Annotated in this window: 20 protein-coding genes; 11 read left to right on the forward strand and 9 right to left on the reverse strand. The window is 46.2% G+C overall.

From position 1 onward, the window contains the following. Positions 1-97: 97 nt before the first annotated feature. The gene (locus tag ACFQ2O_RS06505) at positions 98-1,048 is read right to left on the reverse strand and encodes an NADP-dependent oxidoreductase (RefSeq protein ID WP_377524270.1); all 951 of its coding nucleotides are present in this window, start codon (positions 1,046-1,048) and stop codon (positions 98-100) included. A 251-nt stretch (positions 1,049-1,299) separates the two neighbouring features. Between ACFQ2O_RS06505 and ACFQ2O_RS06510 the strand changes: the two genes are divergently transcribed. The 3 genes from ACFQ2O_RS06510 to ACFQ2O_RS06520 all read left to right on the forward strand — a co-directional run bounded on the left by ACFQ2O_RS06510 (position 1,300) and on the right by ACFQ2O_RS06520 (position 3,592). After that, positions 1,300-1,632 carry a hypothetical protein gene (locus ACFQ2O_RS06510; protein WP_377524274.1) on the forward strand — a complete coding sequence of 111 codons (333 nt, stop codon included), beginning with the start codon at positions 1,300-1,302 and terminating at the stop codon, positions 1,630-1,632. Between the two features lie 53 nt (positions 1,633-1,685). Then, entirely contained in the window at positions 1,686-2,486 is an 801-nt protein-coding gene (locus tag ACFQ2O_RS06515) for a DnaJ family molecular chaperone (RefSeq protein WP_377524279.1), read from the forward strand. 359 nt (positions 2,487-2,845) lie between these two features. Further along, the gene (locus ACFQ2O_RS06520; RefSeq protein WP_377524284.1) at positions 2,846-3,592 is read left to right on the forward strand and encodes a DUF72 domain-containing protein; all 747 of its coding nucleotides are present in this window, start codon (positions 2,846-2,848) and stop codon (positions 3,590-3,592) included. A 263-nt stretch (positions 3,593-3,855) separates the two neighbouring features. On the opposite strand, the gene ACFQ2O_RS06525 is transcribed toward ACFQ2O_RS06520, so the two are convergent. Both ACFQ2O_RS06525 and ACFQ2O_RS06530 read right to left on the reverse strand, forming a co-directional pair. Then, positions 3,856-4,938 (reverse strand): PAS domain-containing sensor histidine kinase, encoded by a 1,083-nt coding sequence (locus ACFQ2O_RS06525; RefSeq protein ID WP_377524287.1) that lies wholly within the window; start codon positions 4,936-4,938, stop codon positions 3,856-3,858. Between the two features lie 184 nt (positions 4,939-5,122). Beyond that, entirely contained in the window at positions 5,123-6,244 is a 1,122-nt protein-coding gene (locus tag ACFQ2O_RS06530) for an acyloxyacyl hydrolase (protein WP_377524289.1), read from the reverse strand. A gap of 96 nt (positions 6,245-6,340) precedes the next feature. Here ACFQ2O_RS06530 and ACFQ2O_RS06535 point away from each other — a divergent pair, with 96 nt between their 5' ends. Further along, complete coding sequence (locus ACFQ2O_RS06535) at positions 6,341-7,885, forward strand: N-acyl-D-amino-acid deacylase family protein (RefSeq protein WP_377524295.1); 1,545 nt, start codon at positions 6,341-6,343, stop codon at positions 7,883-7,885. Between the two features lie 11 nt (positions 7,886-7,896). On the opposite strand, the gene ACFQ2O_RS06540 is transcribed toward ACFQ2O_RS06535, so the two are convergent. The 4 genes from ACFQ2O_RS06540 to ACFQ2O_RS06555 all read right to left on the reverse strand — a co-directional run bounded on the left by ACFQ2O_RS06540 (position 7,897) and on the right by ACFQ2O_RS06555 (position 11,501). After that, complete coding sequence (locus ACFQ2O_RS06540) at positions 7,897-8,115, reverse strand: hypothetical protein (protein ID WP_377524298.1); 219 nt, start codon at positions 8,113-8,115, stop codon at positions 7,897-7,899. Positions 8,116-8,287: 172 nt separating this feature from the next. Beyond that, a complete protein-coding gene (locus tag ACFQ2O_RS06545) occupies positions 8,288-9,181 on the reverse strand; it encodes a cyanophycinase (protein ID WP_377524302.1) in 894 nt (297 codons plus the stop codon). Positions 9,182-9,639: 458 nt separating this feature from the next. Continuing rightward, positions 9,640-10,710, reverse strand: a complete 1,071-nt coding sequence (locus tag ACFQ2O_RS06550; RefSeq protein ID WP_377524305.1) for an MJ1255/VC2487 family glycosyltransferase — start codon at positions 10,708-10,710, stop codon at positions 9,640-9,642. Continuing rightward, on the reverse strand, positions 10,710-11,501 hold the full coding sequence (locus ACFQ2O_RS06555) for a phosphatase PAP2 family protein (protein ID WP_377524309.1): 792 nt from the start codon (positions 11,499-11,501) through the stop codon (positions 10,710-10,712). Before ACFQ2O_RS06555 ends, ACFQ2O_RS06550 begins: the two co-directional genes overlap by 1 nt. Positions 11,502-11,732: 231 nt before the next feature. Here ACFQ2O_RS06555 and ACFQ2O_RS06560 point away from each other — a divergent pair, with 231 nt between their 5' ends. The 4 genes from ACFQ2O_RS06560 (at position 11,733) to ACFQ2O_RS06575 (ending at position 17,718) form a co-directional block, all read left to right on the forward strand. Then, positions 11,733-12,797, forward strand: coding sequence for a proline iminopeptidase-family hydrolase (locus tag ACFQ2O_RS06560; RefSeq protein ID WP_377524312.1), 1,065 nt, complete (start codon positions 11,733-11,735; stop codon positions 12,795-12,797). Positions 12,798-13,082: 285 nt separating this feature from the next. Continuing rightward, positions 13,083-15,014, forward strand: coding sequence for a M13 family metallopeptidase (locus ACFQ2O_RS06565; protein WP_377524339.1), 1,932 nt, complete (start codon positions 13,083-13,085; stop codon positions 15,012-15,014). 155 nt (positions 15,015-15,169) lie between these two features. Continuing rightward, complete coding sequence (locus ACFQ2O_RS06570) at positions 15,170-16,990, forward strand: YncE family protein (protein ID WP_377524315.1); 1,821 nt, start codon at positions 15,170-15,172, stop codon at positions 16,988-16,990. A gap of 2 nt (positions 16,991-16,992) precedes the next feature. Beyond that, the gene (locus ACFQ2O_RS06575) at positions 16,993-17,718 is read left to right on the forward strand and encodes a hypothetical protein (protein WP_377524318.1); all 726 of its coding nucleotides are present in this window, start codon (positions 16,993-16,995) and stop codon (positions 17,716-17,718) included. Positions 17,719-17,771: 53 nt separating this feature from the next. Here the strand turns inward: ACFQ2O_RS06575 and ACFQ2O_RS06580 are convergent, their stop codons facing one another. Next, a complete protein-coding gene (locus ACFQ2O_RS06580) occupies positions 17,772-20,480 on the reverse strand; it encodes an alpha-L-rhamnosidase-related protein (RefSeq protein WP_377524321.1) in 2,709 nt (902 codons plus the stop codon). Between the two features lie 140 nt (positions 20,481-20,620). On the opposite strand from ACFQ2O_RS06580, the gene ACFQ2O_RS06585 reads away from it, so the two are divergent. Then, positions 20,621-21,679: a 2Fe-2S iron-sulfur cluster-binding protein gene (locus tag ACFQ2O_RS06585; RefSeq protein WP_377524324.1), complete on the forward strand. Its 1,059-nt coding sequence runs from the start codon at positions 20,621-20,623 to the stop codon at positions 21,677-21,679. A 215-nt stretch (positions 21,680-21,894) separates the two neighbouring features. Next, positions 21,895-23,358: an aminoacyl-histidine dipeptidase gene (locus ACFQ2O_RS06590; protein ID WP_377524327.1), complete on the forward strand. Its 1,464-nt coding sequence runs from the start codon at positions 21,895-21,897 to the stop codon at positions 23,356-23,358. 134 nt (positions 23,359-23,492) lie between these two features. Here the strand turns inward: ACFQ2O_RS06590 and glgP are convergent, their stop codons facing one another. Next, a complete protein-coding gene (gene glgP / locus ACFQ2O_RS06595) occupies positions 23,493-25,148 on the reverse strand; it encodes an alpha-glucan family phosphorylase (RefSeq protein WP_377524330.1) in 1,656 nt (551 codons plus the stop codon). Positions 25,149-25,536: 388 nt separating this feature from the next. Between glgP and ACFQ2O_RS06600 the strand changes: the two genes are divergently transcribed. Then, a partial coding sequence (locus tag ACFQ2O_RS06600; RefSeq protein WP_377524334.1) for a GbsR/MarR family transcriptional regulator occupies positions 25,537-25,982 on the forward strand: 446 nt, incomplete at its 3' end.

A 25,982-nucleotide genomic window follows, 5' to 3' on the forward strand; every position in this document is an offset into this window, starting at 1 on the left:
GTGTCGGTTAAATCGCTTGGGTAAGTCATAAGTCTGCAAACTTTTATTACCCAACAACCGACACCTGCTTTTTTACTCAACTAAATCAAAACAGCCTTTAAGGTATAATCACAATTTTACCGGTCGTATGCTTGGTTTCAATCTGCTTCATGGCTTCTGCTGCCTCTTGTAAGGTATAGGTTTGGCTTACAAGCACCTTCAGCTTACCGGCATCTGCCAGTTCTCTCAGGCGATCTAGTTGACTGCTGTTGGGTTCTACAAACACATAAGTAAAGTCTATACCTTTATCTAGATCCTGGCCTTGGTTTAGGATCGACACGAGCTTTCCATTTGGCTTAAGAGCAACCAGGCTTTGCTGTAGGGTTTCACCGCTGGCGCAATCGAAGATCAGATCCACTCCATCAGGGAATATCTCTTTCACGGCATCCCCAATGTGTGTGTCTTTGTATTTAATGGTATGATCAGCACCTAGCTCCTTCATGTACTGGTGGTTTTGCTCACTGGCCACCCCCACAACAGTCGCACCCTGCTCCTTTGCCAGTTGTATAGCCATAGTGCCCACACCTCCGGAAGCACCAAGTATAAGCACCGTCTGCCCTTTTTGTAAATTGCCGGCGTCAAACAACGACTGATAGGCTGTTAGCCCTACCAGCGGAATACCAGCTGCTTCTTCAAAGGAGAGGCTGGTAGGCTTAGAGGCCAGGTAGCTTTCCGGTAGCACAATATATTCGGCATAGGTGCCATATTTTACCAGAGGTCTGCGAGCGTAGGCATACACGTCATCCCCCTTCTGAAACCGTCTGGAGCTAAAGCCCCTTTCTTCTACCACACCAGCCACATCCCAACCAGGTATGGCAGGAAACTCTACTGGCAGAAAATCTTTCAGATATCCTTCGCGCACAGCACTGTCCACTGGGTTTACAGCGGCTGCCTTTATCTTCACCAGCACCTCTCCTTCCTTCAACTCAGGAACTTCTATTTCTCTTATTTCCAGTTTATCTGCACTTCCGAAGGCATCATACACCGCAGCTTTCATTTGTTTTGCCATAGCTTTTAATTATCAGTTATCGTCTATCAATATTGATTCTTATGTATGACTACAGCTGAAAAAGCAGAATTGTTTTCTTACTTAACTTTCAATTGCCAATGAATAAGCTATAACCATACCTATAGCTTTACAGGAGAACCGCACACAAAAACAGGTGGCACCTGAATCTTTATTTTTGCAGATGCAGCGTAAATCAGTATTATTTCATCATTATACAGCGGATCAATGCTACAAAGCTTACTTTTGCAAGTATGGAAATGGAAGGCAAATGGACGAAAGATGAAGACGGATACATGGAATTTTACCCGTCGGAGCTGCAGCGCTTATACGAAGCAGTAACAGACAAATATCACCAGGTATACAACAATTACCTTGACGAGTTTGACGATGATGATGAAGCGTATTACAAAGCTCTGAACGACGGCTACGAAATGATTACAGACTACAAGGTGTTGAACGGTAAAGAAGAGTTTGCCACCACGTATACTACTCCGCAATACGTACTGGATATCTGGTATGAGCTAAATGAGCTTACCGGCAAAAGAGTATATGACAGAGGCTTTATCCGTATCAGCAGTAAGTAATTTTCTATACATCAGAATGTTAGATCTTGACGCAGAACGCTTACGATTAAGCTTTGGCCAATAGGTCTGGCTATTCTGTGCATGCTCTTTACCCTGTTACACAACAACACAACATGTCGCTGCAAAAATTTGAGCCACAGCCAGATAAAAAGTTAATCCAACTGGAGAAAGAAATTGCCATTTTAGAGGCTGACTTAAACCAGGCTGAGCAGCAGGTGAATGTTTTTATTGCCCAAATCAGAAGCAAGCTATACTTGCAGATTAACCGCATGCACGAGCTTGCAGACCTGTATAGGCAGCAAAAGAAAGCCAAAAAAGCAAAGCGGCTGGAGCAGAAAAAAAAGGGCAAGAACTACAAAGAGCAACAGGGAATAACTAAAGCAAATCCAGCCACTCCTGAAAGAAGCAAATCCGATGCAACAGATCAGCAGGAGCTAAAAAGGCTTTACAAAGAAGCCATACGGCATGTGCACCCCGATAAGTTTGTGAATGAAGATGCCGACAAAAGCCAGCGGGCAACTGCCTTAACCGTACAGTTGAACGACATGTATGAGAGCGGTGACCTGGATGAGTTGAAAGGCTTTTACGAACATATTATCAGCGGCAATGCCATGTCGCATGTGGCTTACGCACCTGCCACTGCCGTAAACCCAGCGGCGATGATGGCTTATTTACAGAAGAAAAAAGAAGCGCTGCGGCAGAACCTACAGGATACAATGTCATCGGAGCTTTACAAGGTACTCACTACGTATGAGAACCCGCAGGATTTTATAGCTGAAGTAGCGCTGCAGTTTGAGGCAAAGATAAAGCAGCTGGAAAAAAGAACCAGAAAGAGCCGAGCCAGTAAATCCTAAAACTAACACCATTTCCTGGCGCAAGCGATGGTAGTGCTGACGTGTGGGCAGCTGAACTTTTGCATATGTCAACCCACAAGTGCCATTTCGAGCAGGGCGAGAAATCTATCTGGAATTCTGTCAAGACCTCTCCTATTGTTGAGTTGACAATTGCTAAAGTTATTTATCCAGCTATACGCCCTACCTATAGATACTTTCCTTTAGCTTATTAGAATGACAGGAAGCGTAGCCAATGGCTGTAGCTCCATTTTAATTTGCTGTGCAAGGCACAAGCGGTTTCTTACGCCAGTGAGATCAGATATAATTTTAAACCTCTCCTGCCCCACTGCCCGTAAAGGCTGCTACAGCAACTCAAAAACATGGCAGACACTCCTAACTTATACATTGGCACCTCTGGCTGGAGCTACCGCTGGAAAGAAGTCCTTTACCCACCCGAGCTTAAATCGGCTGAGTATCTTCCTTTTTATGCCACACGCTTCAACGCCACTGAAATAAACAGCAGCTTTTACCATTTCACGATGGCTAAGACTATTGAGAAATGGCTTGCCAGCACGCCAGAGCATTTCAAATTTGCACCCAAATTAAACCAGGAAATCACGCACAAACGAAAGTTTGCTGACATAGAAGAACCGCTTAATAAGTTTATGTCGCGCTACCTGCTAATGGGTGAGCGGTTAGGGCCGGTGCTGGTGCAGATTGCAGCCAGCTTTAGGTACGACAGGCTTGTGGCAGAAACATTTTACAGAACGCTGCGGGAAAAGTACCCGACGCAGACTTTTGCCCTGGAAGCACGGCATGTATCCTGGTTCAGCGAAGAATCATTGGAATTGCTGCGGGAGTATACTATTACGCTGGTAATAGCAAGTGCGGGCAAACGGTTTGCAGGCACAGAAACTACCACAACTAACACGGCATACCTGCGGCTGCACGGCGATGAGAAGTTATACTCCTCCGCCTATTCTGACGAGAAACTGGAGCGCTATGCGTTTATGGTAAAAGACTGGTTGGAAGATGGTAAGCAAGTATGGGTTTTCTTTAATAACACCATACTTGGCAACGCTGTAACAGATGCAGATAAACTTCGATACCTAATTGAGAACCTGTAGCGTTTCAGCTGGCTTTCGGTGTAAATAATTGCAGTAGCATCAAATCACTGGTACATACTGTTGCCTTGTCTCGTTCAGAAAAGCTATATTTAACTGATGCTCTTCAGATGCTGGCAGGCTTGCTGCTCTGCTTTATGCTGCACCAAATTAAAAATTATGATTTAGAAATGATCAGTAAAAAGATCTCTACCTATAACGGATAGAATTCAGAGCCGAGCATATATACTGAGCGTAGCAAATTCGTACAGGATTGAAGGTATTAGCTAATACTTTGGTATTTCGATGAAGAAAGTGGTTCCTCTTCCCACTTCGCTTTCGAACCATATCTCCCCCTGGTGCCACTCTACAATTGTTTTAATGATGGACATTCCCAAGCCAGTGGTTGGCTCTCCATTAAGCCCCGGCCGTCGTGCATCTGTAAATTTATCAAATAAGGTATGATGGTATTTTGCCGGAATACCTATACCGTTGTCCTCTACCTTCATTCGTATACTATCTTCTTTTTCGTCGATGCTTACGGTTACTGTACCTCCTTTGGGAGTAAACTTGAGAGCATTAGAAATAAGATTGTTAATAGCCTGCATAAACTTAACATCATCCAGATCAGCAAATATCCTGGTGCTTGATGTAACAAGCTGGAATGTTAGTTGAAGTTCTTTCTCAGTATCCTGATACTGCGACATCACCTCTTTAAACTTTTCAACCATGTTTACCCGCCGCTTAATCAAGTCCACTCCGGTTGTTTCTAAGAACTCATGGTTGATCAGGTTTCTTATTAAGTTGACACTGTTGACACTTGTTTTGGTGATAAGCTTAATCAGGTTATCAATCTCTTGGTTAGCCAGAGATTCGGTTTCCTCCGCCAGCAGTTCTGCCAGGCTATTGATCATGCCCAAAGGTCCGGCTAAATCATGTGCCAACACATGAAGCACAGAATTTTTCTTAGCAGCATACTTATTCAGGTAATCATTGTATTGCCTGTTAGCAGATACATCATCCAAGGAACACACAAGAAGGTTTTTACCAGATGAGTCTGCTGCTATACTTGCGAAAAGGCACAGCCAGCGCACCTCCTGCCCCGGTACCTGCATCCTAAACTCCACATCCCTCCCTTTTTTTTCGGCTAGTAATTTATGATAGGTATCCACAACATGCTGCCTATCTTCTACATGCACCAGTTCAACTAAAGCATCAGCCTCTATTTTACTGCCAGTGCGCAGGTTAAACAGCTTCCCAAAGGTTGCGTTGGTGAAGACAAGCTGCTTACTCTCCAGGTCCAAGACAAAAATTGCCAGCTTTACGTTATTGGCTAAAAAATCTGATGTTATAGGAGTTGTCTGAGGCATAGTGTGTGGAGAAGCATTGCTGTTCTATTGGGGTAATTAAGTACAAATGTAAACAATTTTATTGCAAAGTGAGGCTCACCTCTGTTGGAGGCCAGCAAAGCAATTTATACTGCACCTTTAGAGGTTCAAGAATCTTTATTCAGCGTTGACCGCGATTAGTATAACAGCAAGACAGCCGTTTTTTCTACAAGTGCAGCCCAATGCCCCACTCAATAACCTGAGCAGTTTTGGCGTGTGCCAGCAACGCCACGTTAGCAGATACGTGCTCTGTCAGGTTATACTTTAGCCCGTAACGCTGGTAGTGCTGCGGGTACAGTTTATTAGGTTCATATACATACCTGCCCATCTGAAAAACAAAGGACAGATCACTTATATGCAGCTCATGCCCTATGGTTATACCTGCCATGCGTGGGTCTATGTTACCTTCTGGAACCGGCACACCTTTCTTAATGAACTCCTGCGGCAAAGACGAATTGTAAAAGCCATCTGCGCCCACCAGGATTGTACTGGTATGGGAGACCTGCTTACTGGCATACAGCGACAGACTGTATACCGGATGTTTTTGATCGATGTAGAGCACTTCTTTTTTGCCGGCCGCAGCACGTAGATTAAAACGCACACGTTTATCAAAACCTAACCTTTCTGAATCATCTATCGCTACTTGCAGCGTTTCTTTTGGTTGATAACGCAAGCCCATACCTATCATCGGAAAATTCATGCCGTTGTTTGGTTTATTCAGGGCACCGTTTGAAAAGTGCCTGAAAGCCAGGTTTAGGTTCATGTATACTTTCTCGCTTAAAGGAAACTCATAACGAAGCGTCCCGCGCAATGCGAAGGTAAAGGCACTGCCAACCGCTTTATTATCTTCATTCTCAATAGGCGTATAGTGGCGGGTGGAGTAAACAAGGCCGGTGCCAAGGTTAAAGCGAAGGCTACTGTTCCTGAAATTTAATATGCTATTATCAAGATAAGTGGTGAGAGACAAGGCTTGACCTAACTCCTCGGGCATTCCATAGTTATAGTAGGAGAATGCAAAGCCAATCTGCGGATACCTATACGTTCGCTCCCACTGCCGTTTACCAAGCGTGTGCCGGTTAGCATACAGCTCTACCCCAACAGGATGAGTAAAATTAAGAGCCTCTGTGCCGCTCTTGTACCTAAACAAGGCTCCGTAGTAGCCATTTACACCAAACGACCAGGGCTCTTTAGACGGAGACGGCGTTACAGCTGTCTGCGCAAAGGAAACCACATAGCTGCCAAAACTGATCAGGCAAGTAAGTATAGCAGTGTGAAGTGGGTGCTTCATGGTAGCGCAAGTATAGCTACAAGTTAGGTTTAATATCCACTAATTCTTCTACCTGCTGCGGTTATTGTTTCTGCTGATTATGATTTATATTTAAGGATGAAGAAGATTCACCCTTTCACATGTAAACTACTTGTGCTGTTCTCCCTGACCGCCTCGTTTGTCGCTTGCCGGCAACAGCAGCAGGAAATCACCTATGATATTCTCATCAAAAGCGCTACCATAGTGGACGGAACCGGTGCTGCAGGTTATCAAGCAAATGTATATCTGGCCGGAGATTCTATCGCTTTGATAGAAAAGGACACCTCGATCATACATTCAACCGCCAAAGAGATCAATGCCGCAGGGCTGATGCTGACGCCGGGTTTTATCGACACACACGCACATGGAGATCCGCTGAAGACACCTGAATTTAAAAATTTCCTGGCAATGGGTGTCACTACTATTTGCCTGGGCCAGGATGGCTTTAGCCCCAACCATAAGAACCTGCAAGTATGGATTGACTCCGTAAACCAGGTACAGCCAGCGGTAAATGTAGCGCAGTTTGTGGGGCATAATACGCTTCGTTTGCTGTCTGGCGCAGGATATGATACGGTGCCTTCCGAAGCGAACCTTGCCAACATGGAAAAGCTGCTGACCCAGGCCATGCAAGCAGGCTGTTATGGCCTTACCACGGGTTTGGAGTATACGCCGGGGCTGTACGCCGGCAGCAGCGAGCTAAACCGACTTGCTAAAGTGGTGGGCGCTAACAAAGGGTTAGTGATGAGCCACATGCGTAACGAAGACGATGCTTTTGTAGAGGGCTCAATACGCGAACTGCTGGAGCAGGGCAAGTATAGCCCGGTGCATGTATCGCATATAAAAGTGGTGTATGGCAAAGGCAAAGAACGTGCAGCCCGGATTCTGCAATTGCTGGACAGCGCCCGAGCAAAGGGCATCAAAGTAACGGCAGACATTTATCCTTACAGCGCCAGTTACACCAGCATATCTATCTTGTTTCCTGAGTGGGCCCAGGAGCCAAATAATTACCAGCAGGTGCTAAAAACCCGCCGAGCAGAGCTGGATAAATTTCTGCACGACAAAATAACCAAGCGCAACGGACCGGAAGCCACCTTAATTGGCTCCGGCCCCTACAAAGGCAAAACGCTGGCTCAAATTGCGCAGGAAAAGAACAAGCCTTTCCAGCAGGTATTGATGGACGACATAGGCCCCTACGGTGCAAGCGGTGCTTATTTTGTAATGAACGATGAACTACAGGAAGCACTCCTTTCTGATTCTCACGTGATGGTATGCACCGATGGGAGTCCTAGCATGCACCATCCCAGAAGCTATGGCACCTTTGCCAAAATAATTCAAACCTATGTAACAGATAAAAAGCTGCTGCCGCTGGAAGAGGCTGTCTGGAAGATGAGCGGATTACCAGCCAAAACCATTGGCTTGCAAAAGCGTGGCCTGATAAAGCAAGGCTACAAAGCAGACCTGTTGCTGTTCAACCCATCTGAGATAAAGGAAATGGCTACGTATGAGGAGCCGCGCCAACTGGCTGCTGGTTTCAGATATGTGCTCGTGAACGGGAAAGTGGTGAAGGAGGCTGGAAACTATAGCCAGAGCAGAAAAGGGAAACTTTTGAGAAAAGGCGATTGAATGCAAAAAGTTCAGACACTCCTGAGCCCTTTGCTTCCGCTCCAAAGCCAGAGGCCTATGATCACCAACTCTCCTGCTGCATCCAGCAAGTATATATCCCAGATTACATCATGTATGGAATAATAAAGATTAATACCTGTTAAACCGGCTGCACTGGCTATACCCAACCATTTGATTTCCTGCGTTACGTTTTTGCGGATACCTGCTGTTAATAGTATCCCTCCTATCACAGTTATCAATACACTTACGGTGTATAACAGCCAGATATCCTGTTTAGGGCCTGTTACCCATAGAAAACTTGGCAGATGCAAAAAGGGCCATATGCCTGTTGCCAGCCAGTACAGCCCCTGAAGTATAGAAACAATAGATAGCTTCGGTTTTTCAAATGCCTCGGCAATAGGTTTAAAGGTGCAGTTGGTCGTATGTTTTGATTGTATAACGCTCTCCTCCGGCTAACAGATGCACCTTTAGGTCGCGAACTGAGAAAGGCTCACCAGAGCCTATTTCGGAGATATTAGTACTCGTAAGCCGCATGCCATCTACTATCGTTAATAAGCCACTGCCAAGCACCTCCAGCTCACGGCCTTCCGTTACATATATGGCGGTGTCCTCCTCCAGGCCAATTCCTATGCAGCCAGGGTTGGTTGTGATAGCCTGAGCCATTCGTACAATGCGGCCGCGCTCAATAAAGTGTGTATCAATGGCTACATTTTTTATGAACTCAAGCCCTGTAGTGATACGTACGTCGCCCTTCAGGAAACCTCCTTTGGTTTTCACCTCATAGATCATAGGAGTAGATAGCGCTGTTGCACCCGCACTGGTGCCGGCAATCAGGATATCATCATACGTGTAGCGCTCTTTCATCAGCTCCAGTACGGCTGTACCACCAAGTATAGATGTAATCCGAAGCTGATCACCACCGGTAAAGAAAATACCGTTGGCTCTCTCCACAACTTCCAGATGTGCAGGATTCAAAGCCTCAAGGCGTGTGCGTATGTCCAGCACTTCCAGGTGCTTGTGGCCCAGCTTTGCAAATGCATCCTGGTACATTTTGATCATTTCGTCAGGCACGGCAGAGGCTGTCGGGACAAGCACCACCACCGGGTTATCTCCTGGCAGCTTATCTACAAAGAATTTCAGAATCTCCTCACTTTCAAAGGTTTTGTTGCGCTCCTGTATATCCTTTAGGTCACCATCACCTTTGCTCTCTTTGCCTCCGATAGCCAGGATGCAGCCTTTTGGAACCGGAGCTTCTTTATGATACTCGTGTCGGTCAGATACTTTTCTTTTCGCCATACTTCGCTAATCAGTTATACTTTAACAGAAAACTACTACTGGCAAGATGTTCACCAAATAAAAATAGAATGCCTTGCCAGTCTCAGGCTCCCATATGTTTAGGAGCGGAATAGCGGCTTTTGCAAGAAAAGAAACTGTCAGCCGCTTATTAATTGATTTAAGGGTATTACGTTCTGCTCCGCAGACGGTTAATAGGATAGGGCAGATTACGTGTTAGCTGAGGAACTACGTATTTTTCACACACAGCCTATCAAAATAACTTCTCTCACAACTTAACCTTTCAAGACCTATAATATGCAAGAGGTTAGGGCATAGTGATTAAACAAATACCGTTGACTTAAACAGATTATCTGTTCAAGTATGGCTTAGGAATGTATGTTTTCATGGAAAATAAATAGTGTAACTATAGCAGGCGCAGCGTTAAAAAAGGCTTCTGTGCCTGCTACACGAGTTTAAACTTATACTATCGTTCGCGTAGTTACAGTTTTTAGCTGCTCCTCCAGGGTAGCAAATAACTTACTGTTCCCGTCTTGGCTATACTGTGCCAGGTTCTCACGGAAACGCGGCAAATCGTAGATAAAGGCTTTTAGCCCATCAGCCTCAAAGCCAGGAAAATGTCTGCCATAGCCTAGCTTCTCGACGTAGGCCGCATTCAAAAACTGCTCAAACTGGTTTACAATCGGTACAGAACAAATAGGCTTACGCAAGTATACCGCCTCACTCAAAAGCGAAAAACCTCCGTTTGCCATTACTGCTTTGGCACTGGCAAGGTCCTGTATGAAACCAGCCTCACTGAAAGCCTTCAGCTGCACATTGCCATGCTGCTCTTCTTTGTTAAAACCATAGACGAAAAACTGTTCCTGCGGCAGTTGCTGCAGCGTCTCGATCAGGTTTTTCTGGCTGGTGCTGGTCTGGTACACCAAAATATGCTCTTTTATACTTGGTGTTGCCTCCTGTATTTCTTTTCGGATGATGGGTGGCACCACGGTCGTACGCTCTTTGCAAACAGGGGCATCAAAGAAAGAGGAAATCAGGTAATGGTCTGATCGGGGTACTTTTGATTTTACAATATTTCGGGCAATGCTCAGGTTAGCCTTCTCCTGTTTTGGCACGACAATATCAAGTGTACACCGGCTCATGACCTGCATGTTATCGATGCTGATTACAGGAAGACGATGGTATTTGGCAAAAAAGTAGCTGAACGACTCAAAATCCGAAATCACTGCCTCCGGCTGAAAAGAACCAAGTAACTTTTGATAACGGTCGAAATTGCGCTTCAGGTTATCGGGTGCGGTTTTGATGGTAAGTATGGCTGTGCCTAATTTTGATACTGCCGCATTTTTGTAAGCCAGATGGAAGCCTTTTATCTCATGCACCCGCCCCGGGAACGCCTTATTCAGGAAATCAAAAGCCCTGGCACTTGATACTGCCTGCACCTCGTGCCCCTGCTCAAGTAAGTAACTGATAATAACTTTACTGCGGGTGGCGTGCCCCATACCTTCGCCGGGTACTCCGTATAATATTTTCATCAGGAAGAAATTTCAGGTTTAGTGATTTTGAAAATGCGGTGCAGCACACCAGTAAGAGAAAGCAGATAGGCCAGCAAAAGTCCAAGTGCAGCTCCCAGGGACACATCCCATTCCGAATGCACACCCAACGCCACCCGCGACAGGCATACCAAAACGGCCCATACCAATGGAATACTCAGCAGCCAAAGCCTGCGCCCCGGTAACTGTAGCCCCAGCCAAAGTGCCAGCATGGTACCCAGCATAAAAGCATTCTGCGAGTGCCCCGAAGGGAAAGAATAACCCGACTCCTGCACCCAGTGCGCCAGCACCTCCGGCGCTACCTCGGCATACTTTGTGGCATTCTGAGAGATGTGTTGCTGCAGGTATACTTGTCGCTCAGGTACGGTTTTGATATAGAACTCAGGCAACAGGCTTTTATCTCCTTCTCGTGCCAACAGAAAAGTATGGCTGGGCCTCGGCACCTGTGTGATAGGTTTAATCACATACTCGTTCAGAGCTGCAACACCGCCTAGTGTTAAGATCAGAAAGCCAAAACCAACGGAGAAAGCCTTTACCTTATGCCACATACTTGCCTGCTGATAGGCTGCAGTTGCACAAAGTATAAGTGCTAAAGCAGTAGTGCCATACACCCCTCCTGACTCTGAAACACTATACCAGAACAAAGTATCAGCATCAGCCTGTAAGTAGCCGCTAAAGCCAACTGGCAGCAGCCAAACAAACAGCACCATGCATAACCATGCGCCAGCGGCAAGGCACAGGGCAAACTTGTGTTTTACATAATGCCCTTTCACAATTCACTCAACTTGTCCAACATGTCTGTAAAGTACTATATTTTTCAATTCATATAATGAAAGTACTATATCAGGAGTAAAAATTAAAGTATAAAATCTGTGGACATCGCAACAAAACAACCAGGAGCTATTTGCCTGCAGGTATAGCGATGCATATTTCAAACAAGAGGTTTTATATTTATATTGCTTTATTATAAGCACCTACAGACGCTCACCTTAACCTTTTCACCTATGAATAACCGCTATTACTACAGCTTATGTACAGCTCTGCTGCTCACCCAGGCCTGCACCAGTCAGCAGGAAAACATAACAGACAGACCCACACAAGCTACTGCCGCTTACCTCGATAGCTCCGGCAGAGAAGATGAGTTCAGCGGTGGCGCCCGCATGATTACCATCAGCACCCCAAAAGGCGATTATAAAGTATGGACGAAGCGCGTAGGCAATAACCCACGTATGAAAGTGCTGCTGTTGCACGGTGGGCCCGGTGGAACCCATGAAGCCTTTGAATGCTTTGACAGCTACTTGCCCAAAGAAGGCATCGAATACTATTACTACGACCAGCTTGGCTCCCACTACAGCGACCAACCTAACGACACCAGCCTTTGGAACACCCAACGCTTTGTGGAGGAAGTGGAGCAGGTAAGGCAGGCGCTAGGTCTGGATGAGAATAATTTTTACCTGCTGGGCCACTCCTGGGGAGGCATTTTAGCGATGGAGTACGCGCTGCAGCACCAGGACAAAATGAAGGGCATGATCATCTCTAACATGATGTCGAGTGTGCCAGCCTATAATGCGTATGCGGAGGAAGTGTTAGGGCCGCAAATGCCACCGGAGGTTTTAGCCGAAGTGAAGCAGATTGAAGCCAAGGGGGATTTCTCTAACCCGCGCTATATGGAGCTGCTGTTGCCGAACTTCTACACAAAACACGCCTTGCGCATGCCGGTAGAACAATGGCCGGACCCGGTAAACAGGATGTTTAACCACATGAACCAGACAGTGTATGTGCAGATGCAGGGGCCGAGCGAGTTTGGCATCAGGGGCAACGCATCCCTCAAGAACTGGGACAGATCAGGAGATTTGCCTAAAATCAAGATACCGACCTTAACAATAGGCGGAGAGCACGACACCATGGACCCGAAGCACATGGAGTGGATGGCTGGGCAGGTACAGAACGGTACTTACTTATACTGCCCGGAGGGCAGCCACATGGCCATGTATGACGATCAGAAGAGATACTTCAATGGATTGGTAAATTTTATAAAGGACGTGGATAATGCCCAGCCTAAAAATTAAAAGCTACACCTAAGAGGGCACCATTTGCATCAATTTTGATGTTATGCTACCGAAATTTCATCACAAAGTATTACATTTAGCTGCTGTTTCTACATTAAACCTTTATTAAATCAGCAAGTCTAACAGCCAAACTATCTAAAACACCTTATGACTCAATCAAAAACCAATCGCCTGGCAAAAGGCAAAAACTACCTGCGCCTGCTCCTGTTTGGTGCCGCTACTGTTTATTCCTTTGATACAGTTGCACAGGCGCAAGGCCAGAAAGAATTTATTGACCGCGCTAACATGGACTTGTCTGTGAAGCCGGGAGACGACTTCTATCAGTATGCCAGCGGAACCTGGATTAAAAACAACCCTGTACCGGCTAAAGAAACCCGTTGGGGAAGCTTTAACCTGCTGCGTGATTTCAACATCAATGCAGTAAAAGAAATTCTTAATGAAGCTGCTGCCAACAAAACTGCTTCAACAGGATCTGTAGAGAAGCGCGTAGGTGATTTCTATGCCGCTGCTATGGACAGTGCCACTATAGAAAAGCTTGGTTATACGCCGATCAAAAAAGACCTGAAAAGAGCTGGTTCGGTAAAAGATACAAAAGGTGTTTTAAACGAAGTAGCTTACCTGAGAACTACTGGTGCTGCCTCCCCTATGTTCGGCTTTTATGTAGGCCAGGATCGTAAGGACGTAAACAACATGGTTCCGCAGCTGAGCCAGGGCGGTACTACTCTGCCTGACCGTGATTACTACCTGAAAAACGACCCACGCAGCCAGAAAATACAGGAAGGACTTAAAAACTACATCACGACTTTGTTCACGCTGACAGGCGTGCCGAAGGCAAAAGCACAGCAAAACGCCGAAACTATCTTTAACCTGGAGAAGAAGATGGCAGAAGCGCAAATGGCTCGCGTGGAGATGCGTGACCCATATAAAACATATAACAAATTCTCTGTTGCTGATTTCAGCAAGACCACTCCAAACATTGATTGGAAGTCGCTGATGGCTAACATGAAGGTGACAGGTCAGGATACGATACTGGTAAACAACCCTGCTTTCTTCAAAGAACTGGACGGCATGCTGAAAAACACTTCGGTTGCTGACTGGCAGACCTACTTGCAGTGGAACATCCTGAAGTCCTCAGCGCCATACCTGAGCTCTGCTTTTGTAGATGCTAACTTTGCCTATTCACAGGCTTTATCAGGACAGAAAGTACAAACGCCACGTTGGCAGCGTATGTCGTCTTTAACTGACGGCACTATCGGTGATTTGCTGGGCCAGCTTTACGTGAAGAAACACTTCAAGCCAGAGGCGAAAGCCAGAATGGAAGAGTTGATCAGCAACCTGGTGAAGGCTTACGAAATCCGCATCAATAACCTGGATTGGATGAGCGCTACCACGAAAGAGAAAGCACTTGCCAAACTGCATGCCTTTACGCCAAAAGTTGGTTACCCTGATAAGTGGAAGCCATATGATGGTTTGGCGATCAACCGTAAGACCTTCTTCCAGAACGTGCGCAACGCCGGCCAGTGGGGTTATAATGAGATGATTGACCAACTTGGTAAGCCAGTTGACAGAACCAAGTGGGGCATGACGGCACCAACCGTTAACGCTTACTATAGCCCGGTAATGAACGAGATCGTGTTCCCGGCTGGTATCCTGCAGTTCCCGTTCTTCGATCCGAAAGCGGATGATGCAGTAAACTACGGTGGTATTGGTGCTGTGATTGGCCACGAGATTTCTCACGGCTTCGATGACTCTGGTAGCCAGTACGACAAAGACGGCACACTTAGAAACTGGTGGACTGAAGAAGACCGCGCCAGATTTGAGGAGAAAGCTAACGCCCTTGCCAAGCAGTATGATAACTATACTGTGTTGGATACGATCCATGTGAACGGTAAGCTGACGCTTGGTGAGAACATTGGTGACTTAGGTGGCTTGGCTGCTGCTTACGAAGCCTTTAAGATGACAGAGCAGGGCAAGTCTAACGAGAAGATCAACGGCTTTACGCCAGATCAGCGTTTCTTCCTGGCTTGGGCACAAGTATGGAGAACTAACATTCTTCCGGAAGCAGCTGCACAGCAGATTGTAACAGATCCGCACTCTCCGGGCCAGTTCCGTACCATTGGTGCGCCGGTTAACATGGATGCCTGGTACCAGGCTTTCGATGTGAAGCCAGGCGACAAGCTGTACGTGAAGCCTGAGGATAGAATCAGACTTTGGTAGTATAGCCTAAGTTATAGTATAAAAAAAGCCGCTCAGCAGATTTGCTGAGCGGCTTTTTTGTTTAAATTTTATTTTCTGTCAATTGCCAACAAGTATAGAATCAAAGAATATCTATATTTGCATTTTGCAAAGTACGCATTCTTGTTGCACCGCCTATGAAACAACTTATACTTCCTTTTTTGATGGCATTGGTATGCCTGCTCTTTTCCTGCGATTACAGCCCCTCTGGTAAGCATTTCGAAGAGATTGATCCTGAACCACAAATAGTGGCTGCTATTTCCCTGAATGCACAACAAGATACTGTGCTGGTTAGGGGAGGCACTCTCTTAAAGTTTGAAGTGTCCATGCTAGGCCACAAAACATTTGGCTACCAAATCAGATTCGATAAGTGGGTACTAGAGGAAGCCGAAGGTCTACCGGATGATTTATGGTTTGTTTCAACCCAATTTCCAGACGGTTATTATACGCTACAGCTTGCTGTACTAACAACATCAGGCACAGGCAGTCTGGCTGACAAGTACAAACTGGAAGCTGCAGAGGTGTATCGCACGTGGGTAGTTTATATTGATAACACTCCAGCAAGCCCGATAGCCATTTCAAGTATAACACCAGAAGACGGCAGACTCAAAATTGAGTGGCAACCCTACAAACGCAAAGTCCTGAACAAGTTTGAGTTGTACCGCAGCAAAAACGGCTACAATCGGGAGCTGCTTGCCACTTTCACAAACCCTGCACATACGTCCTGGATAGACAGCACGTATGTAGGCGGTCCTGTAACATATGATGTTATCACGTATCCTGATGCATACTCGTACAATAGGACCTATGGTCCTGCTTATGCATATCATCTGCCATTGCCCAGTATTGCCCAGAGTACGTTTGACAAAGATAATAACCTCATCCTCTCCTTTAATGCTTCGCCTTTATATAACAATGTGAAGCACTATGAACTGTCATACACCAATGGCATGCATTCAGAAAGCATCACCGTAACCGATACAGTAGCCTCTTTTCAAGATCCAGGCTTTGGGAGCAATTTAGAATTAAAACTTTATACCTACCCTAACATACAGCCCAAAAACTGGAGTAATAATCAGGCTTATACCAAAACTACTGTTCCGGGCTACGGTACCGCTTGGGGGCCTTATGCAGGCACGCTGGTACCAAGTCCTCTGACAAATCTTATCTATTCCTTTAGTTATGATTACCTGAAGATAATTGATGCAAGTACGCTTAAGGTAACGCATGAACGAGATATCAGGAATTTGCAAGGTATATCTCCAGGTATAACTAAAACTGTGCTCTCTAAAAATGGCCGCCAGCTTTATTCGCTTCTGAATGGGGTGATCCACAAATTGGACCCTGCCACTTTGCAAACAGTAGAAACCTTTAGTATATGGGAACTACTCGGTACCTCCTCCTACAGTGGCTTGAGCTTAAGTGCCGTTAGTGACAATAGCAGGCTTCTCGTTACTACCATCAACACCTGGAATTATACCAGCAAAGTACATGTAGTGGACATGGCGCTGAAAAAAGTGGTTGCTGATGCTACTTTAACCAGCTACCCTCCGGAAGCTAAGATCAGCCCGGATGGAAATGCATTGAAAGTGGGAACTACTGTACTGACAGCGCAAGCCGATGGTAGCTGGCAAGCCCTTTCCATGTCAGAGCAAGACAAAGCTGCGCTGGCTTTCCACCCAATCAAACCGTGGTATGCTGTAAAACGAAGCAACAGCATTACCTTTTACGCTATTGCCTCAGGCGCTGTGGAGAGATCGGTGACCACAGAAGCAGCACTTACCTCTTATGAGATAGATGCAGAATCTGGCTACCTGTACGGCTTTGCCAACGGCATGCTCTACGTTTACAACATTGGTACCGGCCAACTGAAACGGAAACTGAAAATGGCTCCTTCTGGCACCGCATTCCTCTACAAAAACCGCATCTATTCACAAGACCGCTACATTAGCCTTTAGTTATGCGCTATTTAAAATCAACACTGCTTGCTGGGCTTATGCTGCTTGCAGGCCCATTGCTGGCACAGTCAAAGATATACCTGGAGCCGCGGCTGGGAGTTGGCACCTTCAGCATGAAATCGATGAAGGAGTTTCAGGAGATGGTTATTGAAGAACTGGAGGTAAATGCCAAGGCAGTAGATAACTATGGTCCTTATTTCCAATATGGCTTTAACGTGGCTAAAAGCTTAAATGAAGACGACCGGGTTGGTCTCTTTCTGGAACGCGGTTCTACGGGAGGTCGTGTAGCCTATAAAGATTACTCTGGAGAAGTGCAGGTGGACACCAAGCTTCGTTATACTTCTTTGGGTGCGTTTATTTACACGCTTAATCCTATCAAGGAGAGTGAAGTAAAATTTATCAGAGGTATAGAAGCAAGCCTTTTCTTTAGCAAATTAAAACTAGAGAGCTACTCGCGCATCTATAGTCAATCGGCCTCAAGCACAGAAAAATTTAATTCTCTTGGTTTCGGATTTAAGCCATTCGTTGGGTTGCAGTACCCTCTTTTTGACATGCCAACTACGCTAAGCCTGGGTTATATGCTGAATGCCAGCGGCGCATTTCACGTACCCGGCGATAGTGACCAGTACTTAGTCAGAAACAAGTACGGAAGCGAGAAGCTGGAGCCGAGCTGGAGTGGCTTACGCCTTAACTTAAGTGTGGCATTCCCGATATTCAAACATAAATAAAGAAAAAGGTCCGGCTTGGTTTCCGGACCTTTTCTATTACATGTGCTAGTCGTCTACTTCAGCTTCACCACCCGCATTAAATCTACCATGGCTTGATTGATTTCGCCGTTCATGTTCTCGTTGTGCGGCTCAAATGAGAGGCTGATGGTATGGCGGCCTTTCTTTAGCGGAACTTCCACGGCATTCGTATAGCCCCAGTTACTCCACTCATCAGTGCCACGCTGCGGCAGCACAATCGTACCCGCAAACTTGCCATCTGCTTTTAATGTACGGATAGCTGCTTTGTTCTCGGTATTAATCGGACCATTGCCATTAGCGTAGCGGAAGTCGAGGGCATAGCTTCCATCCTCCGGCACTGTTACTTCTATTTTTATACTTGTATTTTTCTTCTTGCTGATTTCCACAAACCCATTGCCGGAATAGTCGCGGTAAGGCAGGTTAGCTTTAGGAGCAGATTTTTCCAGCTCGTACACCGATTTATACTTGTCGGCCACTACCACCACAGGTTCGCTGCCAAAGGAGCTTACTCCTTCTTTATCCAGCGCCAACACCATATACTCGGCATAGGCACCTGCGTTAACGGCAAAGCTGGTGCTTTGTGTTTTCTCCAGGGGCGCTCCGTTTTTCGTTACCTGGTAAGCTACGGCACCCTCTACGGCAGGCCAAGTCAACTCTCCAGAAGTATAAGCTACCTTTGGCGTTTCCGGTGAAGTATAATCTATGGTATGGTTTACCTCTCCCCCCACCTCATTGTTCGCAAGTTCAATGTTGATCGAATGGGTACCGGTTAGACCAGCCGGAATCTCTGGTTTTTCCATCGGTTTGCCATCCATTGTGATTGAATTGATCTGATTGCCATGGCCGCTCATTTCTATGTTCAGCACCGCTTTTCTGTATGTATAGTTGGTAAGCTTATGGTTTCCGGCAAATGCCTTTGGCACAAGCGGATTCAACAACAGCTTATCCACCTGAAAGTCCATTCCAAACAGCACTTTATAAACCATACTCAGGCTACCAGACAAACTCCACAGCATATTGCTCGAGTTTACCTGGGTACCTGCATAATCACCGTTTGCGGCCACAAAATTCTCCTTATTCGTCAGGAACAGGGCTTCTGGCCTGTAGATAGCACTGATGCTCTCCATCAGCGCCTTTTCGTTTCCGGCTTTAGCCACAGCCAGGCTCCAGTAGGATTGCACGAATGGCCAGATGCCATTGTTATGATAGGGTGGTATACCCGGAATCTGCGGGTAAATATTTGGAGTGCCAAAATCAGTAACCGGTGTGTTGGCTGCAATTGCTTTACTGCGCTCCTCATCAGCCACACCAAAAATTACTGTTAAGGCCTCTCCTAAAGCCTCAGCTCTTGGAGAAAGTATCTTGTAGTTTCTGCCGTACAGGTATTGGCCATAGTAGCCTTTCTCCTGCTGCCACAGGTGCTCATTTATACTTTGCTTGATACGCGCAGCCACCTCCTTAAACTTAGTTGCAGCGCTTTTATCATTCAGCAGTTCTGCCATTTGTGCGGCTACTCTATTAGCTTGGTAATGCACGGCGTTGGTGCCCAGGTTTTCAGATGCGTAGATATCAGCCGGTTGCATCCAGCGCGGGTACGTTTGCTCACGCCAATCCAGAAACGAAGACTCACCACGCACTAGTCCTGTTTCAAGGTTATGTGCATTTTTGTAATCCTCTTCCAGCGACTTTTTGATGATCTGATAAGTGTCGCTTAGCCATTGCTCATCTCCCGTTGCTTTGTATACTTCCCAGGCAGCCACCGCCCATATCATACGGTCTGTTGACACCGGATAAGCTCCGCCTGTACCTGTATCCTGCACAATACGGCCGTCTTTTACTTTGCGCATCAGGCTATACTTAGATACCTGCGGCTGTAATTGCGCCATACTAAGTATAATGCTGTAGCTGATGTCGCGCGTCCAGACGCCGGCCCACTCTTTTCCAGTTCTGAGGGTGCTATCTGGTTCCACGGCATTTATCATCTCTTCCAGCGCCAAATTATACATGGCATCTGCAATAGGATAATCAGAGTTGTATTGCGGAAAAGCAGCAACGTCGCGGCTCATTTTCCATTGCTGGGCCGTTAGCTTCTCTTCGCGGCTGGCATTCAGGTTCAGGGTGATTTCATACACTCCGTCTCCGTCAGGGTCCGTAAGTTCCAGGCTCTTATTGCCGCCCAGGTTATCAAAGTCCCAGCTCAGCGGGTCTGTGTTACCGGCAATGTAAACGCCTTTGAAATCCTCTTTAAAAATTTTGTCGCCGGTTGGTGAAGTATAAAAGCCCTGCTTCTCAAATGCCTGCAACACGGGTCGCATGTCCAGGCGCACAGTCATTGCTGCATTTTGGCTGAGGTATGTATCCGCAGGCACTTCAGCAGTATCTTTAAACTGCTGCCCAAAGGTAATAACAGGCGTTTGGCAGTTGCCGCCAATACAGTTAAAGTAGTGATCCACTCCGGACTTCATTTCATTGTCGCGGCCGTTGATGGCAAACTTAAAGGTAATGCCCGGGCTCTGAAACTGGTTGGCAGGACTCTGGTAGTTAGAGGTAAGCTCTGTTCTGGAAATTACCCGCGCCACATGCGCTCCCTGCACCACACTGTCAGGGTAAATGGTATAGGCTTCGGATTGCCAGATGGGTGTAGCTGTAGCCTTTTTTGCAGTGGCTGCAGGCTTCTGTGTCTGGCAGGCACTTACGGCTAATAATGCGAAAAGTATACTTGATTTTAGAGGTATAGACTTCATGAAAAACGCTTTTTGGAAGGCTCAAGTTAACCACAAGTGCGTGATTTTACTAACTTCGGCCTACTCGCCTTATGTCCCGGCAGCACAAAGAGAGGCGCCTCCTGTACCATTCAGGACAGGCTTTCGTATGAAACCATACTATGACACAGCAACTAACAAACCCTGAAAATCACTACGCCCTCACCATAAAAAAAATAAAAGAAGAGGCTCCCGATTTCAAGAATTTTATACTTGAGCCAGACCAACCCATCGCTTATGAAGCAGGACAATACCTGACGCTGGTACATACAGACGATGTACAGGAAGTTAGAAGATCCTATTCCATCACCTCCTCCCCAGCCTTAGGCGAACCCTTAAGTATAGGTGTGAAGCGTATCTCAAACGGCTTCTTCTCCCGAAAGCTGGTAGACCAGGCAAAGGTAGGAGACAAGATTTATGCTGCCGGAGCTGCCGGCCTGTTCGTGTTGCCAAAGGACCTGGACAAGTATAAACAGCTCTTTTTACTGGCAGCCGGAAGCGGCATAACCCCGATTTACGCCTTGCTGAAAACAGTGTTGCACACACACCCAAGTATAAAAGTAACGCTCATTTACAGCAACCGCACACCGGAACATGCCATTTTTAAAGCTGAGTTAGAAGAACTCGCAGCCTCTTTCCCTTCTACTTTTCAGGTTGAGTTTATATACAGCAACTCTCCTGACCTACTGCGGGCAAGACTATACAAAGATTTTCTACTGGAGCTGCTACAGCAATATGCTGTAACTTCGCCGGATCAGATTTTATGCTTTGTATGTGGCCCCTTTAATTATATGCGTATGTGCTTTTATGCCCTGCGGCAGGCCCATGTGCCGCCACAAAACATCAGGCGAGAAAACTTTAACACCACGAAAGTTGCCACAGCACAGCGCCCACCCGATACGGCACCTCGTCAGGTAGTTTTGAACCGGCAGGGCAACCAGTACGAAATTACAGTTCAATACCCGGACACCATACTTCGGGCAGCCCAGAAAGCCGGTATATCTATGCCCTACAGCTGCGAAGCCGGCAAATGCGGTAACTGCACCGCCCATTGCACAAGCGGTGAAGTATGGATGTCTTATAATGAAGTACTAACGGAGAAGGACCTGGAAAAAGGACTTATACTTACTTGTGTGGGTTACCCTGTGGGCGGGAATGTACAGTTAAGGATGCGGGATTAATTTGCTCTAAGGCAGTTTTATGGAGATGCTTTGAATAGGCAAGTCCTTCCTTTATATTCAAGTATACTTACTCTGTAACAGCCAGATACACTGTTTGACACTACTCTCTTCAAAAGCCAATAAGCAGATCAAAATTCTTAGTCCAGTATGAATTTTGTACCTTTAAGGCTGCAGCCTGGCCTGCTAACAACTGGAACATAAAAACAAAAGAAACTATGAGTTCTGAAGTAAGAAGCTTAGAACCCAAAGCACTTTGGGAGAATTTCGCAGATCTGAATGCTGTGCCACGTCCGTCCAAAAAAGAGGAACGTGTCATTCAGTTTATCAAAAACTTTGGCCAGAAGCTCGGACTGGAAACTTACGAAGATGAGACCGGCAACGTCATCATTAAAAAGCCAGCTACCGCAGGTATGGAAAACCGCCAAAGGGTTGCCATGCAAAGCCACCTGGATATGGTGCACCAGAAAAACAACGATACCACCTTCGATTTCGACACACAGGGCATTGATATGTTTGTGGACGAGGATTGGGTAAAAGCACGTGGCACTACGCTCGGTGCTGACAACGGCATAGGTGTGGCTACCATCATGGCTGTACTTGCCTCTACAGATATTCCGCATCCGGCCATTGAAGCACTTTTCACGATAGATGAAGAAACAGGCATGACGGGAGCTTTAGGTTTGAAAGGCGGTTTACTGGATGCCTCTATCCTCTTAAACCTTGATACGGAAGATGACCGCGAACTGACAATAGGCTGTGCTGGCGGTGTAGACGTAACAGCAACAGGCACATACGAACAGGAGAAAACACCTGCCGGCATGGCTGCTTACAAGCTAACGGTAAAAGGACTTACTGGCGGGCACTCCGGTATGGACATTATCCGTGGACGTGGCAACGCCAATAAGTTGATGAACCGATTACTAAGTGGTGCTGCCAGACAGTTTGACCTGCGTGTAGGAACTATAGACGGTGGCGGACTGCGCAATGCTATTCCGCGCGAGTCATCTGCTATAATTGCCATAGCCACAGCTGAACAGGCTGCCTTTGAGAAGTATGTTGCGGAGCAGAGAGCCATACTTGCTGAAGAGTATAAATCCACAGACCCTAACCTGCTGGTGCAAGCAGAGCCAACTGATACACCAGCTCAGGTAGCTGCGAAAGCTTTTACAAGCACTTTTATACGTGTCATGTATGCCACTCCGAATGGCATCTACCGCATGAGTCCTGAAATTGAGGGCCTGGTACAAACCTCAAACAACGTAGCACGTGTTGAGGTGAGAGACGGCAAGTATACAGTGCTATGCCTTACCCGCAGTTCTGTTGATTCTGAAAAAGATGATTTAGCTGCTGCCATACAGTCTGCATTGGAACTGGCTGGTGCTGAGGTAACATTGAATGGCTCCTACCCTGGTTGGGCTCCTAAACCAGACGCTGCTATTATTAAACTAATGAGCGACCTATACCGCAGCAAATTTAACGAGGAGCCAGATGTGAATGCATGCCATGCCGGCTTAGAGTGCGGTATATTGGGTGCCAACTATCCTGGCATGGAAATGATTTCCTTCGGCCCGAATATTCGCGGCGCTCACTCCCCGGACGAGAAAGTACAAATCAGCTCCGTACAAAAGTACTGGGATTTCCTGCTGGAGACATTGCAGCGTGTGCCGGAAAAACATTAGACGCTAGATAGTAGATCTTAGACTTCTGTTGATTATTAAATTACTAGAAGCAGAAAGCCACTCAATCTTGAGTGGCTTTCTGCTTCTAAACGAACTTCGAATATATCTAAAATCTAACGTCTAGTATCTAGTATCTATGAATTAAACAGCTGCTCATAATACTCATGTGCCATGCGGTTAGACTCGAAATGAGGTACTACGTCACGCATACTCTGCTTGGTAATGCGCATCCAGCGATCGCGGTTGTGGTAATAAGTAGGCACAATCTCATTCTCCAGCAGGTTCATCAGGTTGTTATAATCCTGCTCATCCTGCCGCTCATCAGACATAGATGTATCTACAATAGGCAATACAAAACTGTTCTCACCATTTCGGGCATATTCTGGCAACCAGCCGTCCTGAACCGATACATTTACAGCTGCGTTCATCGAGGCTGTCATACCGCTTGTACCCGAGGCCTCTCTTGGGCGACGTGGCGTATTAAGCCAAATGTCACACCCCTGCTTCAGCTTCCTGGACAATTCGATTTCGTATCCGGTTAAAACGGCTACATTATCCAGCTGCTTAGATAGATTAACGAGCTTATTAAAAACATTGATGGCACCGTAATCAAACGGATAAGGTTTACCTGCCCAAATTACCTGTACCGGCATCTCTTTATTGGAGATAAATTCCATAAAGCGCTTCATGTCCCGCACCAATAGGTCAGCACGTTTATAAGCAGCAAAACGACGAGCCCAAACTATCGTCAGCACTTCAGGTTTAAACAGTTTGCCTGCCTGGTTAGCCACTTCTTTAAAGAGTTCCCGTTTCAGGTCCTGCTTGCGCCTGATCATAGAAGTATGGTCGTCGCGTTCCTGCGCATGCCACAGGTCCATATCTGCCCAAAAGTTAAAGTTCTGTGCATTGGTGATTGCTTTGATTTCGCAGACGCCCTCGTTTTCATACCACATATCGCGGGAAACCTCGCCATGTAGCTGAGACACGCCATTGGCTACTTTGGCAAGGCGCAACGCTGCCAACGTATGGCTGAACATCTGCCCATGCATGCCCGTCAACTCACGTACCTCCTCTAAAGTTGCTCCATTAAAGAAACTCATGTCATCAAGCAAGTGAATGTCATGTTCTTCGTTACCGGCTTTTTCAGGAGTATGGGTTGTGAAGACAAGGCGCTTGCGAATCTCGCTTAGCTTTCCGTACACTTCAAACAAACGGAAAGCCAATGGTAAGGCATGTCCTTCGTTCATGTGGTAGATATCAGACCCGCCAAGGGCCTCTACCACTTTAGCACCGCCTATACCTAACACTATACTTTGAGCAATGCGTGCACGTGGCTCCGGGTCATACAGGTGGTGCGTAATGGTACGGGCCAGATGGTCATTTTCGGGAATATCGGTGGTCAGAAAGTACATTGGAACCGTGCCGAACGTTTCAGGCTTCAACACCATTGCCTTTACGAGCACCGGATGCTGATCAACCAGCACACGCACAGTGATTCCAGAATCCTCCAGAAAAGAGTAGTTCTTTTCCTGGAAATGTGGCCTCATGGTTAGATCCTCGTTGCGCTCCTGATCATAATAGCCATACTTCCAAAGCATACCTATACCCACCATGTTCTGACGAAGCTCATACGCACTGCGCATATGGGAGCCTGCCAAAAATCCCAAGCCTCCAGAGTAAATCTTAAGAGCCTGATCTATGCCAAACTCCATACTAAAATAAGCTACACGCTTTTTGTATTTATCGTTTACCTCATAGGGATGATACCATCTGTTGTATTCGGATGCCATAAAGAAATATCGTTTTAAAGTTAATAACTGCTATACTTGGTTTTGCACAAGTACAGTTTGTCAAGAAGTATGCCCAAAGCAGCGCACACAGTATAAAACCTACGCAAACAGGAGTAGATAGATTTTAAAGATCATGAAAAGAGCCTATTAAGCCCAGTTGAATGCTTTTCGCGCCAACCATGGAGTATAAGTATATCACCTTGCTTAGCTACACAAACAATTTCATAGGCAGTTAACCTAACAGCTAACAGGTGTTTCCCAATCTGAAACTAACTTTATAAAAAGTGAGACACACTGGAATAAAATTTTAGTTCTCAAAATTAGGAACCAAAAGAACCTTTTAATACCTTTGTTGTGTTCTTACTACAAGACGAGAAAAATAAGAACTATGAAATTGAATGAAAAGCAACATGCATTAATAGAGCGGATTGGCATCTTTCACGAGAGAGTCGGTATTCAGCCTGTTGCTGGTCGCATAATGGGGCTGCTTTATGTATCTGACAGGCCTGAACTAAGTTTTGATGAAATACGTGAGACGCTTGGCATAAGCAAGAGTGCTACCAGCAATGCATTAAACCTGCTTCAGCAGCTGAATAGAATCGATTATATTACCTTTAATGGAGACAGAAGGCGTTACTTCAGACTAAACTTGCGCAGATGGCGTGATTCTTTTGCAAATGAGATAGACAGTATTACAGACTTTTCTATCACCTTACAGGAAGTAGTTGCCATGAGACCACCAGAAACGGTAGAATTCAATAAGGATATTGTAGAATTGGCAGGCTTCTTGAAGTACTTACATGCTGAGATTCCACTTTTGTTGAAGCGCTGGGA

Origin of the sequence: Pontibacter rugosus (assembly GCF_042678745.1) — a bacterium.
GTDB classification, from domain to species: Bacteria; Bacteroidota; Bacteroidia; order Cytophagales; family Hymenobacteraceae; genus Pontibacter; species Pontibacter rugosus.